Annotated in this window: 13 protein-coding genes; 6 read left to right on the top strand and 7 right to left on the bottom strand. The window is 60.9% G+C overall.

What is annotated here, in order from left to right; genetic code table 11:
• Positions 1-102 precede the first annotated feature (102 nt).
• Positions 103-468, top strand: a complete 366-nt coding sequence (locus ACQ4MY_RS14465; protein ID WP_440095610.1) for a DUF6124 family protein — start codon at positions 103-105, stop codon at positions 466-468.
• A gap of 151 nt (positions 469-619) precedes the next feature.
• A complete protein-coding gene (locus ACQ4MY_RS14460) occupies positions 620-976 on the top strand; it encodes a DUF6124 family protein (protein ID WP_008081761.1) in 357 nt (118 codons plus the stop codon).
• Positions 977-1,250: 274 nt separating this feature from the next.
• Here the strand turns inward: ACQ4MY_RS14460 and ACQ4MY_RS14455 are convergent, their stop codons facing one another.
• The 3 genes from ACQ4MY_RS14455 to inhA all read right to left on the bottom strand — a co-directional run bounded on the left by ACQ4MY_RS14455 (position 1,251) and on the right by inhA (position 4,607).
• Positions 1,251-2,816 (bottom strand): methyl-accepting chemotaxis protein, encoded by a 1,566-nt coding sequence (locus ACQ4MY_RS14455; protein ID WP_158834619.1) that lies wholly within the window; start codon positions 2,814-2,816, stop codon positions 1,251-1,253.
• A 102-nt stretch (positions 2,817-2,918) separates the two neighbouring features.
• Positions 2,919-3,710, bottom strand: coding sequence for a lysostaphin resistance A-like protein (locus ACQ4MY_RS14450; RefSeq protein WP_440095608.1), 792 nt, complete (start codon positions 3,708-3,710; stop codon positions 2,919-2,921).
• A 210-nt stretch (positions 3,711-3,920) separates the two neighbouring features.
• Positions 3,921-4,607 carry an isonitrile hydratase gene (gene inhA, locus ACQ4MY_RS14445; RefSeq protein ID WP_158834625.1) on the bottom strand — a complete coding sequence of 229 codons (687 nt, stop codon included), beginning with the start codon at positions 4,605-4,607 and terminating at the stop codon, positions 3,921-3,923.
• Positions 4,608-4,696: 89 nt separating this feature from the next.
• Here inhA and ACQ4MY_RS14440 point away from each other — a divergent pair, with 89 nt between their 5' ends.
• A complete protein-coding gene (locus ACQ4MY_RS14440; RefSeq protein ID WP_440095607.1) occupies positions 4,697-5,680 on the top strand; it encodes a GlxA family transcriptional regulator in 984 nt (327 codons plus the stop codon).
• Between the two features lie 76 nt (positions 5,681-5,756).
• A complete protein-coding gene (locus ACQ4MY_RS14435) occupies positions 5,757-6,389 on the top strand; it encodes a hypothetical protein (protein ID WP_440095606.1) in 633 nt (210 codons plus the stop codon).
• Here ACQ4MY_RS14435 and ACQ4MY_RS14430 read toward each other — a convergent pair.
• The 3 genes from ACQ4MY_RS14430 to ACQ4MY_RS14420 form a co-directional block, all read right to left on the bottom strand.
• A complete protein-coding gene (locus ACQ4MY_RS14430) occupies positions 6,361-6,750 on the bottom strand; it encodes a hypothetical protein (RefSeq protein WP_008081752.1) in 390 nt (129 codons plus the stop codon). The two genes, ACQ4MY_RS14435 and ACQ4MY_RS14430, sit on opposite strands and share 29 nt — an antisense overlap.
• A gap of 391 nt (positions 6,751-7,141) precedes the next feature.
• The gene (locus ACQ4MY_RS14425) at positions 7,142-8,968 is read right to left on the bottom strand and encodes a glycoside hydrolase family 15 protein (RefSeq protein ID WP_440095604.1); all 1,827 of its coding nucleotides are present in this window, start codon (positions 8,966-8,968) and stop codon (positions 7,142-7,144) included.
• Positions 8,961-9,761 carry a glucose 1-dehydrogenase gene (locus tag ACQ4MY_RS14420; protein WP_440095602.1) on the bottom strand — a complete coding sequence of 267 codons (801 nt, stop codon included), beginning with the start codon at positions 9,759-9,761 and terminating at the stop codon, positions 8,961-8,963. The genes ACQ4MY_RS14425 and ACQ4MY_RS14420 overlap by 8 nt, the downstream gene beginning before the upstream one ends.
• A gap of 272 nt (positions 9,762-10,033) precedes the next feature.
• Between ACQ4MY_RS14420 and ACQ4MY_RS14415 the strand changes: the two genes are divergently transcribed.
• Entirely contained in the window at positions 10,034-11,206 is a 1,173-nt protein-coding gene (locus ACQ4MY_RS14415; RefSeq protein ID WP_440095601.1) for an MFS transporter, read from the top strand.
• Positions 11,207-11,329: 123 nt separating this feature from the next.
• Here the strand turns inward: ACQ4MY_RS14415 and ACQ4MY_RS14410 are convergent, their stop codons facing one another.
• Positions 11,330-12,463, bottom strand: a complete 1,134-nt coding sequence (locus tag ACQ4MY_RS14410; RefSeq protein ID WP_440095600.1) for a cupin-like domain-containing protein — start codon at positions 12,461-12,463, stop codon at positions 11,330-11,332.
• Positions 12,464-12,593: 130 nt separating this feature from the next.
• On the opposite strand from ACQ4MY_RS14410, the gene ACQ4MY_RS14405 reads away from it, so the two are divergent.
• A complete protein-coding gene (locus ACQ4MY_RS14405; RefSeq protein WP_440095598.1) occupies positions 12,594-13,328 on the top strand; it encodes a thioesterase II family protein in 735 nt (244 codons plus the stop codon).
• Positions 13,329-13,417 lie beyond the last annotated feature (89 nt).

Raw genomic sequence — 13,417 nt, 5'->3', positions numbered from 1 at the left:
CGGGTTTCCTATTGCAGCCGGTCTACCAACCCGCGTATGGCCGCCACCCTCGTTTGGTAGCGAGAAGTGACGGCTCCTGAAACTGCGATAGGAGCTTCACTCATGTTCAAAGCCACGCCAAATCCCCCGGATACCGATCCGATCCCGTACGACCCAACCCTCGAACCTCAAAAGTTAAGAGAAGCGACCGACCGCGCCATCAACTTCTATCTCAACCCCGGCTCACTGAAGCTTTCAATCCCTTCCCGCAAGACCAGCAAGATCTTCCTCGTCGACCCCGCCGTGGACGAAGAAACACTGCTCGTAGAAGCCTGCGAATCGTTAGCAGCCGCCAGCGACATGGCCCGTGATATCGGCGACGTCATCGACAACACACAACGCCGGACCATGCTGATGCTGCATCAGGTGATCATGCTGAGTGAGCTGATGGTCAATCGAGTCCTGGATAGCCGCCGCTTGCCGCACTAGCAAACCCGCCGCAGTCCCCTGTAGGAGCTGCCGCAGGCTGCGATCTTTTGATCTGTTTTTTAACAATCAAAAGCAAGATCAAAAGATCGCAGCCTGCGGCAGCTCCTACAGGGGGGGCATTCTTTCGCAGTGCCTTGAGGAGTTTCAGTTGATGTCCGAAACCAACAAACCGTTGGTCACAGACCCGGTATCGCCCTACGAATCATTCAATTCCAGAAAACTCCACGAAGCCGCCGAACGCGCCCTTGATCATTACCTCGCGCCCGCGCAGATCATGGCCACGCCTTACAGTCCAAGCAGCATGTTTAGGGTCAACCCTCAAACCGATACTGAATCGTTGCTGGCAAATGCTTGCGAATCTCTGGCCTCGGCGACGGTCATGCTCGGTGATTTCGCCGGGGCGCTGGAAGGCCCCAGCCGCAATACTTTGCTAGGGATTGCGCAAGTGGTGATGTTGGGGGAGTTGGCGGTGAATCAGGCGTTGGATAACGTTATGCCTAAAGGATAGACGCCAACCGTTCTGGCCCCATCGTCGGATCGCCGCCCGGAGCAGGCTCACTCCTACATGGTGCAGCGGTGATCACAGGTTATGTGTTCGACGATTATCCCTTGTAGGAGTGAGCCTGCTCGCGATGGCGGTCTGCAGGACACCATCTATTCCAGGCAACAAAAAAGCCCGGACAGCTTTCGCCGTCCGGGCTTTCAAGATCAAAAGATCGCAGCCTTCGGCAGCTCCTACAGGGATCGATGTAGGAGCTGCCGCAGGCTGCGATCTTTTGCTTTTAGCGGTTAAACCGTTCCACCAACGAGTATTGCGTGTTGGCAGTCTTGGTCAGCTCTTCACTCAGCAACGCCGAGTTATGCGCCTGTTCCGAGGTCTGATCCGCCAACTCCGAAATGTTGCTGATGTTGCGGCTGATCTCTTCAGCCACCGCACTTTGCTCTTCCGTCGCAGCAGCGATCTGCGTGGTCATGTCGGTGATGTTGGCCACCGCTTCACTGATGCCGACCAACGCCTGATCCGCTTCCAGCACCCGCGCGACACCTTCTTCCGCCTGGCGATGCCCGGCTTCCATGGTCTGCACGGCACTCGAAGCCGTCTGCTGCAACTTGGCGATCAAGGCGTGAATCTGCCCGGTCGATTCGCTGGTGCGCTGCGCCAGTTGGCGAACTTCGTCTGCTACCACAGCAAAACCACGGCCCATCTCGCCGGCACGCGCGGCTTCGATCGCAGCGTTCAGTGCTAGCAGGTTGGTCTGGTCGGCGATGCCTTTGATCACATCCACCACGCCGCCGATTTCGTCGCTGTCCTTGGCCAGTTGAGTCACAGTCAGGCCGGTTTCACCGACAACCACGGACAGGCGCTGAATGGCTTCGCGGGTTTCCCCGGCGATGTCACGACCACGACCGGTCAGGCGATTGGCTTCCTGGGTGGCGTCGGCAGTGCGCTGCACGTGGCTTGCCACTTCCTGAGTGGTCGCGGCCATCTGGTTGACGGCGGTGGCGACCTGTTCGGTTTCCACGCGCTGACGTTCCAGGCCGCTGGAGCTGTTGTGCGCCAGGGCGTCGGACTGTTTGGCCTGATCAGTCAGGTGTTCGGCGGTGTCCTGCAGACGGGTCAGGCAGGTTTTCAGGCGGGCTTCCTGGCTGAGGATCGACATTTCCAGACGCGCCTGGGCGCCACGGCTGTCGGTGTACATCTGTGCGATCAACGGGTCGGAGGTGGTTTGCTCGGCCAAACGCAACAGGCGCTTGAGCCCGCGTTGCTGCCATTGCAGGCCCATCAGGCCCAGTGGCACCGACAGACCGGCGGCGAGGGCAAAGCCCCACTGCGAGTTCAGGGTGGCGCCGATCACGAAGCCCAGTTGGCTGACCAGAATGAACGGCAGCCAGTCCTGCAGCACCGGCAGCCATTTGTCGCTGGAAGGGATCGCCGACTTGCCTTGGTTGATGCGTTGGTAGAGCGCTTCGGCACGGCGGATCTGTTCGGCGGTGGGTTTGATCCGCACCGACTCGTAACCGACCACCTGATTGCCGTCGAACACCGGTGTTACATAGGCGTTAACCCAGTAATGGTCACCGGTCTTGCAGCGATTCTTGACAATGCCCATCCATGGCAAGCCTTGTTTCAATGTGCCCCACATGTGCGAAAACACCGCAGCCGGGACGTCAGGGTGACGGACCAGGTTGTGCGGCGCACGGATCAGTTCTTCTCGCGAAAACCCGCTGATTTCAACGAACGCATCGTTGCAGTAGGTGATCACGCCCTTGGCGTCGGTTGTGGAGATCAACCGCTGCTGAGCCGGGAAAGTCCGTTCGCGTTGTGTAATGGGCTGGTTATTACGCATGGTTTTTCAATCCGCAAGGCTTTGAAAGGTTGTCGGCGGTGACAGCTTTTTATTGAAATTTTTTTTCAATAATCGGCACAGCGTCGCAAAACGGCGCTTGCTTCAGCCAGCGAGCATCGGATAGGTGAACAGGCCGAAATGCATCAGATTCAGCCCGAAATGCGTGGCGATGGCCGCGCCGAGCCCGCCAAAACGGTAGGCCAGACCATAGCCGACACCCGCCAGCCCTGCCAGCAACACCCAGGTCCAGCCAGCGCCGGCATGCGCCAGCGCAAAGACCAGTGACGCCAGCAGCAGTGCGAGGTTTTCACCGTAAGGCAGATGCTTGAAGCGCCGGCTGAGGCCGCCCTGGATATAGCCGCGAAACAAGGCTTCCTCGACCAGCGTTACCAGCAGCAGGTTATTCAGCACCCACAACCACGATTGATCCGGCCACTTCGGCGTCCAGGCAATCACTCCGAGCAACATGGCGCCGCCGAGCGCGAGGATCACGCTCAGCGTCAGGGCGAGGGCGCTGGCGTACACCGTCAGGCGCAACGAACGCTGCGCGACGATCCACGGGCAGACCAGCAACAGCCAGAAGCCAATCAGCGGTTTGTCGAGATTCATGTACATCGCGAACGGCACGGCGTCGTCGGTGAAACGCTGCGGGTCGATTGCCCGGCCATTGGAAAAACCCGGCAGCCAATGCAGCGCCAGCGCCACAGCGAGAACGACAAACAGGCCATGACCGAGAAACCGTGCGACCGGTACTTTTTGCAGATTCACGGCGAAACCGGCGAACACCAGCAGCCCAATGGAGATCAGTGCCAGCCAGCCGAGTTGGCCGTAGCTCAGCGCCAGGCCGTAGCCGAGGCTGAGAAGTGCCAGATAGAGCCATGGCAACGCCTTCATCGAAAGTCCCTGTGGAAAATTGTGGAAGGGCTTTCTACACGGGTGAAGGCGTGGGGACAAGTAATGCTGCGGCGGCAAACCGGGACAGGTGCCCATGACGCACCACCTGTAGGAGCTGCCGAAGGCTGCGATCTTTTGACGTTGGTTTTTCAAGATCAAAAGATCGCAGCATTCGGCAGCTCCTACAGGGTTTTGTGCAGGGATGAAGATCTAGTGCAGGTTGAGTCTGGCGGCGGCGCGTTCGGTGATTTCCGTGCGCAGCTTCAGCGACGGCGCAGCACGCAGGCGGGCCTCAGCGACAATCGCGCTCGGCGCAACGTCCGGGCTGCCCGCGTTGAACGGCGGCGCTGGGGCGTATTCCAGTTGCAGCTGGATCAGTTGCGCCGCGTCGGCACCCACCAACTCTTCAGCCAGCACCAAGGCAAAATCAATCCCCGCCGTGATCCCGCCGCCGGTAAACAGGTTGCCGTCACGCACGACCCGATCCTTCACCGCAATCGCGCCGAGCGTTGGCAGCAAATCGTGATAAGCCCAGTGCGTCGTCGCGCGTTTACCTTGCAGCAGACCCGCCGCGCCCAGCACCAGCGAACCAGTGCACACCGACGTCACATAACGCGCCTGGGCCGCCTGGCGTTTGATGAACGCCAGCGTCTGCTCATCCTCCATCAACGGCCCGACGCCGCCCCCGCCCGGCACGCAGATCACATCAAGATCCGGGCAATCCTCAAACGTCGTGGTCGGTTTCAGCAGCAGGCCGGTGCTGGCAGTGACCGGCATCAGATCCTTCCAGATCAAATGCACCTGCACGTCCGGTAACGACGCGAGCACGTCATAGGGCCCGGTCAGGTCGAGTTGCTGAACCTGCGGAAACAACAGAAAACCGATCTGCAGCGTCATTGTTCTTGCTCCATGAAAAGGGGTGGACGGCTTCACTGTAGGCGCGTAGGTTCTGGCGTATACGCCAATAACCCCACGAATTACGCCAAATGCCCAAAGCCATTCACGTACTCGCGTTCGCCAACATGCAGATCCTCGACGTCACCGGGCCGTTGCAGGTGTTCGCCTCGGCCAACGACCTTGCCCGTCAGCGCGGCTTGCCCATCCCTTATGCGCCGAGCGTGATTGCCAGCGGCGGCGGGGCGGTGATGTCCTCGGCAGGCTTGGCGGTGTTGGCCGAACCCTTGCCGCAGGAACCCAGCGACACATTGATCATCGCCGGTGGCTGGGGCATTTATCCCGCTGCTGAAGATGTGCCGCTGGTGGATTGGGTGCGTGAACACGCGGCGAAATGCCGGCGCGTGGCCTCGGTGTGTACCGGCGCGTTTCTGTTGGCAGCGAGTGGCTGGCTCGATGGCCGGCGCGTCGTTACGCACTGGACGCGTTGCGAGCAATTGGCGCAGCAGCATCCCAATCTTCAGGTCGAGGCCAATCCGATCTTCATCAACGACGGGCCGGTGTGGACGTCGGCCGGGGTCACCGCCGGTATCGATCTGGCATTAGCGATGGTCGAGGAAGATCTCGGCAGCGACATCGCGCTGGACGTTGCCCGGCATCTGGTGGTGTTCCTCAAACGCCCGGGCGGGCAATCGCAGTTCAGCGTGACCTTATCGCTGCAAAACCAAGGCAACCGTTTTGATGAACTGCACGCGTGGATCGCCGAAAATTTGACCTGCGATCTTGGCGTGCCGACCCTCGCCGAACAGGCCGGCATGAGCGAACGCAGCTTCGTCCGCCACTACCGCGCCGACACCGGCCAGACTCCGGCGCGGGCGATTGAATTGATCCGGGTCGAGACGGCGCGGCGGCTGTTAAGCGACACCGGGCTGCCGGTTAAACGCATTGCGGCCAATTGCGGATTTGGCAGTGAAGAGACGTTGCGCCGTAGCTTTCTACGGGCGATCGGGGTGACGCCGCAGGCGTATCGGGAGCGGTTTTCGGTCAGTGCTGCAACAGAACCAGTATTACCTTGAGGGTTTCCTGCGGTGCTTCCTTCGGGTTCAGATAGACTGCGCAGCTTATTCTGCCGACCGACTTCAAGGACGATGCATGTCACGCAAATCGCTGCTTGCTCTGCTGGTACTCTTCGGGATGCTGGCCGGTTGCGCTTCGCCGCCACCGTCATTGCCGGACACCCCGCAACGCCGTGAGTTGATGGAGCGCATGTTTGCCAAGTCGACGATCATGCTGTCGCTCAAGGAACTCGACGCACACGCTGCCGCCGAGCCGGGTGGAGCAAAGCGCCAAGTCTCTGCAGATGAGGCAGTGGCCAGCCATAAGAAACAAATGAATGTCGACCTGCCCGCCGCCTACTGGGCGCAGCGACGTACAAACCTTGCGCAACTGATCGATGCCAGGGCCAAGGGCGAGGCCATTGGTCTGGCGGCTTATAAAGAGAAGTACTTCGAGCAATTGTCCCAGGCGACGACGCCTGTGCTCACGGCTCTGGCCAATGCGCCGAGGATGGACGCGCTGCCGGAGTTTGCGCTGGTGCTGCCCAACGATCATCAGCTCAGTTACTTCTACCTGATGACCGTCGCGGATGAGACGTTCTGGGAAATTGAGCAGTTTTACCAGCACATGGCGGATCTGGATGCCCAGTACGGCGTGTGCGCGCTGTACCCGGATTGCTACCGACCGGACTTCCGCACGGCTAAGCCTCGGCTTCCGCCACCTGATTGAAATACTTGCTCCGATCCGGCGTGAACGTCACCCGCATCTTCGTCCGCGAGCACGTCAGCGAGCGCTCTTCACGCAAATCGATATCCAGATTCTCCCCACGCAAACCTTGCCACTGGGCGAGGTATTTCAGCGAGCCGTACTTTTCATTCTTTTTCAGGCTGCGACTGACGCCACCTTTCCAGCCGAGCACCGGCAGTTCGTCGGCGAGGCAGCGTTGGGCGAGGTCGGGGAAACGGGTGGCGCGCTGGCGGCCGATTTCCCAGCATTTGATCAGGCCTTGGTCGGCGGCTTCCCAGAGTTGGCTGCGAGTGAGGCCGCTGCGCAGGGGCAAGTCGATGGCGCGCTGGACGTGGTGGGTCATTCCGGTTCCTTGAATTCGGGTTTTATTGGACAGCTCCGCTGTGCCCGTTGCGGTGGATGGTAGGGGGCGATGTAACAGCTGGCAACAGGGTATTTCCGGGTGTGACCGCGAGGTGCGGGGGAGGGTGGACGCGGCGGATGTTGAACTCCTGTAGTCCATTGCCATGCGAATTTGTGGCGAGGGGATTTATCCCCGATGGGCTGCGCAGCGGCCCCAAAGTCAGAAAATTCGGTACTTCCGGGGGAATTGGTTGGAGGATTTTGGGGCTGCTTTGCAGCCCATCGGGGATAAATCCCCTCGCCACAGGGGGGGGGTGACACATCATTTTTTGGTGCGTAAGTCCTACAAACGCGGGTGTTTATGGGCAATTTCCTACAACCCCTGGCGAACTTTACGGCTGCCACTCACTCTTTTCCCCACTCAACTTGCGATCCAGAAAACTCGCCGCGCTGATCAACGCCAGATGCGTCAGCGCTTGCGGCGTATTGCCCAGATGCCGGCCATGGCTGTCGAACTCCTCGGCGTATAAACCCAGCGGGTTGGCGTACCTCAGCAATTGCTCAAACTCCAGATGCGCCTTTTCCACCTGCCCGGCCCGGGCCAGGCATTCGACGTACCAGAACGAACACGCGGCAAACGCGCCTTCGGTGCCGGACAGCCCGTCAATGTTCGCGTCATCGTTGCGATAGCGGTAAACCATGCCGTCGCGCACCAGATGCTTTTCAATCGCCGCAAGCGTCGACAACCAGCGCGGATCCTTGGCGCTGACAAAGCGCACCAGCGGCATCAGCAGCATCGAACCATCGAGCGCGGTGCCGCCCTTGTACTGGACGAAATGTCCGCGCTCTTCATCCCAGAAGTTGTCCCAGATGTCGGCATAGATCGCCTGTCGTGTCTGATCCCATTGCGCAAACGGCGCCGGCAGCGAGCGTTTTGAAGCCAGACGGATTGCCCGGTCCAGCGCCACCCAGCACATCAATCGTGAATGCAGAAAGTGATGCTGTTCGCCGCGCATTTCCCAGATGCCGACATCAGTCGTCTGCCACGTTTCACAGACTTGATCGACGACTTCGCGCACATGCTTCCAGCCCTCATGGGAAATCGCGTCGCCGTATTTGTTGACCAGATACACCGCGTCCATCAGCTCGCCAAAGATGTCGAGCTGGATCTGATCGTAAGCGCCATTGCCGATGCGCACCGGTTTCGCGCCGCCGTGCCCCGACAGGTGATCCAGTTCGGTTTCCGGCAACTCCTGTTGACCGTCGATGGCGTACAAGATGTTGAGCTTCATCGGTTGCCCGTGACAATCGCTGACCCGCCCGCGCAGCCAGCCCATGTAGGCGTTGGCTTCGCCGACAAACCCCAGGCGCATGAACGCATAAACGGTAAATGAGGCGTCGCGAATCCACGTGTAGCGGTAGTCCCAGTTGCGTTCGCCGCCGGGGGTTTCTGGCAGGCCGAAGGTGGCAGCGGCGAGTATCGCGCCGTGTTTGCGTGAGGTCAGTAGCTTGAGGGCGAGGGCCGAGCGATTGACCATTTCTCGCCAGCGTCCGCGATAGATCGACTGGCCGAGCCAGTCACGCCAGAACTTCAGCGTACGTTCCATGCACAGTTGCGCGGCGCCTTCTCCGAAGCGTGGATCGTCCTCGCCACCGAGCAGAAACGCGGCGGTTTGATCCTGCTTCAACGTGAAGGAAGCGACCGCCGCCCCGGTATCAATCTGCAGCGCCTGATCCGAGGCCAGGCGCAATGACGGCTGACCCTCTGCGCTGAAAATCACTGTTTGTTCGTCCATCCGCGCGCGCGTGTCAGCTCGGGCGTAATCGTGGCGCACCGCGCAGCGCACGTGAAACGTCGCCTCGCCGCTGACCACCCGCACCCGGCGCATCAGCAGTGGCAAATCATCCTCGCTGTCGCCCACCGGCAGCAGGTCGGTGACTTCAACCACCGCGCGCTCACTCAGCCAACGGGTTTGCAACACATTGGTGTCGGGCAGGTAAATCTGTTCGCGACGGGCGTCGGGCAAGTCCGGTGTGATCTGAAAAATCCCCGCGTCGGGCGTGTCCAGCAACGAACAGAAAATCGACGGACTGTCGAACTCCGGCCAACAGAAAAAATCCACGCTGCCGCGATCGTTGACCAGCGCTGCACTGCGCATGTCACCGATGATGCCGTGGGCGTCGATGGGGCTTTGTCGTTCCAGGTGATGCTCAGCCATTGCCGCGAAACTCCGGATAGAGGCTCATGCCGCCGTCGATGAACAGGGTGGTGCCGACGATATAATCGGAGGCGTCGGAAGCCAGAAAAACCACCGCGTTGGCGACGTCTTCGGCATCGCCGATGCGGCCGTAGGGAATGAGTTTAAGCAGCTCTTCTTCAGCATCGCCAGTGGTCGCCGAGACATTGATCGGCGTGCGAATCGCCCCTGGTGCGATGCCATTGATGCGAATGCGTTGATGGCTGACTTCCTGCGCGAGGGTCTGCATCAACTGATCGACGCCACCCTTGGACGCGGCGTAATTGACATGCCCGGCCCACGGAATGCGCTGGTGCACCGAGCTCATGTGAATGATCTTGCCCGCCGCGCGGGACACGCCTTCACGCACACCCTGGCGATTGAAAATCCGCAGCGCGGCGCGGGCGCAGAGGAACTGGCCGGTGAGGTTGACGCCGATCACCGCATTCCAGTCATCGAGCGACATGTCCACAGCGGCGGCGTCTTTTTGCAGGCCGGAGTTGGCCACCAGAATGTCCAGCGAGCTGAACGCATCGAGGGTCTCGGCGAACAGCCGTTCGACCTGATCTTCCTTCGACACATCGGCGCCGATGGCCAGCGCTTGCCCACCGTCGGCGATGATCTGGCGGGCCAGTGCTTCGGCGGGTTCTGCCTGACGGTTGTAGTTGATGACCACGGCGGCGCCGGCAGCGGCGAGGGCTTTGGCGGCGGCGTGGCCGATGCCGGAACTGGCGCCGGTGATCAGGGCAACCTGGCCGGTGAGGGAGATGTGCATGCAGGGTCGCGCCTTGAGTGAGGGCTTATTAAGCTGACCGGCGGCCTGCCAATAGAGTTCATTCCAGTGGGTTTTGTGGTGAGCGCTCGGGTCTCATCGCGGGCAAGCCCGCTCCCACAATGATCGATGTTATGCCCGAATTTTATGTCCACCCTATTCCCTGTGGGAGCGGGCTTGCCCGCGATGGGGCCTTCACATTCCACCAACAATTGCGCGCTTCCACGCCTCCCGACGCTATGGCAACGTGGCGGCCCCTGATGAGGCTGCAGTCCATGGCAAACCCTTACCGCGAATTATTCACCGCCCCCGGCGCGCGCAATTTTGTTCTGGCCGGGATGATCGCGCGCATGCCGATTTCGATGACCGGCATTGGCGTGATCACCATGCTCTCGCAACTCAAGGGCGGCTATGCGTTGGCCGGTGCTGTGGCGGCGACGTTTGCCCTGGCCACGGCATTCTGCGCGCCACAGGTGTCGCGCCTGGTCGACCGCTTCGGGCAGGGAAAAATTCTTCCGGTGTCGGCGTTGATCGGCGGTGGCGCGCTGCTGCTGTTGCTGCTGTGTACGCGGTTGCAGGCGCCGACCTGGACGCTGTTTGTTTTTGCCGCGCTGGCCGGTTGCATGCCGAGCATGTCGGCGATGGTGCGCGCACGCTGGACCGAGATCTATCGAGGCCAGCCGCAATTGCAGACCGCCTATGCGCTGGAATCGGTGCTCGATGAAGTCTGTTTCATCGTCGGTCCGCCGTTGTCGGTGGGGTTGTGCGTGGCGGTGTTCCCCGAGGCCGGGCCGTTGGCGGCGTTGTTGGCGCTGGCGATCGGCGTGACGGCGTTTGTCGCCCAGCGCAGCACCGAGCCCCCCGTGCATCCGTACGCCAGCGAGCACCAAGGCTCGATCATTGGGTCAACGGACGTTCAGTTGCTGCTGGCGCTGATGATCGCCATGGGCATCATCGTTGGCGTGATCGATGTGGTCAGCGTTGCGTTTGCCCAGCAACAGGGGCAACCGGCGGCGGCGAGTATCGTGTTGTCGGTGTACGCGATCGGTTCATGCCTGGCCGGCATCGCCTTCGGTGCGATGCGCTCGAAACTGCCGTTGCCGCAGCTGTTTCTCTACGGCGGCGTGGCGACGGCGGTGACCACGTTACCGCTATTATTGGCGAGCAATATTGTCGGGCTGTCGGTGGCGGTGTTCATCGCCGGGCTGTTTTTTTCGCCGACGTTGATCGTGGCGATGGCATTGATTGAACGTATTGTGCCGCCGGCCAAGTTGACCGAGGGCCTGACCTGGCTGGTGACCGGTTTGAGTATCGGCGTGGCGATTGGCGCTGCCGGCTCCGGCTGGCTGGTAGATGCCTTCGGTGCTCGTAGTGGGTTCTGGCTGGCGATCGCGGCGGGCGCAGTCGTCCTCGGCTCCGCCGTACAAAGCTTCCGCCACCTCAAATAATGCTATCCCTGTAGGAGCTGTCGAGTGAAACGAGGCTGCGATCTTTGATCTTGATCGTTATAAATCAAAAGATCGCAGCCTCGTTTCACTCGACAGCTCCTACAAAGCGGAGGTGGTAGCTGTTTACCAGCCGCGTCCCGAGTTGACCCAGAAGTTTACTGACAGTGAGGTTGAGACCGATTCCACCTGATGGAACCAGCCCTCCGGCAGGAACAACAAATCTCCAGCCTCGAGGGTCACGCGCAAAAACGTCACGTTGCGTGCCGTCGGGAAACGCTGATAGTCCGGCGCATCCGGGTTGAAATCGCAGCCATCCAGACCACCCTGCGGCGCGGTGGACCAGGTGCCCAGCGCCTGGCGGTGATGCGGCGCGGCGAGGGTGAATTTCTTTTGTCCCCAGACCTGCGCGAACAGGTTGTCGGTGTCATCGCGGTGCAGCGGCGTCAGCGTGCCTTTCGGGCCGATCCAGATACGTGGCGGGATGAACAGCGAGGCGTCGAAATAGGGTGGGTACTTGATCTGCTCCAGCAATTGCGCCGGCAGGATGTTGTTGCCCATGTATGCCGGCGGTTCGCCGTTGGCACCTTTGACCGCTGGCTGGTCGAGCGAAGCAATGAAGTCGGCCATCGACGTCGAACGGAAATCGCGCTCGGTGGAGAAGGTTTTCTTCACGTAGTCGCCATGGCGGGTGATGCCTTGCAGTTCGGCAAAATGCACCAGTGATTCTTCGCGGCTGAGTTTGAACAGCGGCCAGTCCTGCAGGGCGTCGCGGATGACCACCGGAACGCCGTTGGGCAGGTAGCGACTTTTGAATTCTTCAATCGACAGCTCGCTGCGCGGCCGCCGTTCGACAACAGTCTGCACTGGCAGGCGCGCGGTCAGGCGTTCGCTGACTCGCGGTGGCGTCGGATAGCGTTTGTTCATGTCGACTTTTTCTGCGGCGCTGGCCCCGCTGCGCGCATGGTCGATGATCTGCGGCAGCATCGTCGCCAGGCCCATGTTGCCGCCGATCTTCAGGCGCCCGCTGGCGAACAGCTCCTCGACATTGGCGCTGCCGGCCATGATGCCCATGAAGTCCGCTTGCGCCACTTCGATGGTAACGTCCGGGCTGGCATGGCGGCCGGCTTCGGTGCGGCTGCTGCCGCTGATCTCCGACCAATAGGCCTGATGCGGGCCGAAGACAAACTGAAAGACCCCTTCAATACCCACTGCGCCAGCATTGGCGAACAGCTTCCCCAGAATCGTTTGCAGGTCCACGGCGGTGCCTCTTTATCAGGTTTTGGCGTGAACAGGAGACGTGCCGCCCGATTGGAAATTTACCATCGGCGCTAATTTTCAGGTGCGCCCGCGCGTTCTTTTAGCATCATGACTTTTTGAGGTGAGTGCAGTGACTCAATTGACACTGCTGTGCCTGCCGTATTCGGGGGCGAGCGCGATGGTTTACAGCCGCTGGCGGCGCAAGCTGCCGGAGTGGCTGAAATTGCAGCCGGTAGAATTGCCGGGGCGCGGCATGCGTTTCGATGAAGACTTGCAAACCGACATGCCGGCGCTGGTGCAGCAATTGGCCCGGGAGCTGCGCGGTTCGCTGAAGGCGCCGTATGCGCTGTTCGGGCACAGCCTCGGCGCGTTGCTCGCCAGTGAGCTGGCCCACGCCTTGCGGGCCATGGGTTGCCCGCCGCCGGTGGCGCTATTTGCCTCGGGTACGGCGGCGCCGAGCTTGCGCGACGAATACGATCGCGACCTGGCCCGGCCCAAGAGCGATGCCGAACTGCTGGAGCAACTGCGCAGCCTGCAAGGCACCAGCAGCGAGGCGTTGGAAAATGAAGAGTTGATGAGCCTGACCCTGCCGATCCTGCGCGCCGACTTCCTGTTGTGTGGCAGCCATCGCGCGGTGGAACGGCCACAGCTCGATTGCCCGGTGCACGTGCTCGGTGGCACCACCGACCGCGCCACCACCGAGCAACTGATCGGCTGGAGCCGGGAAACCCGTGGCAGCTTTTCCGTCGACATGTTTGCCGGCGGGCACTTCTTCATTCATGAGCACGAAGCGAAAGTGCTGCGCCTGATCAAGGACCACCTCGACGTCCACCATCGCCGCCACACCATGGCCGCCACAGCCTGACCGCACTGTAGTAGCTGCGGCACGCTGCGATCTTTTGCCTGTGATCTTGAAGATCAAAAGATCGCAGCCTCGTTGCACTCGACAGCTCC

The sequence above is a fragment of the Pseudomonas sp. SM4 genome, from assembly GCF_051913165.1.
GTDB lineage: Bacteria > Pseudomonadota > Gammaproteobacteria > Pseudomonadales > Pseudomonadaceae > Aquipseudomonas.
Note: the sequence above shows the minus strand (reverse complement) of the source record. Positions and strands in the feature narration are given on the sequence as shown.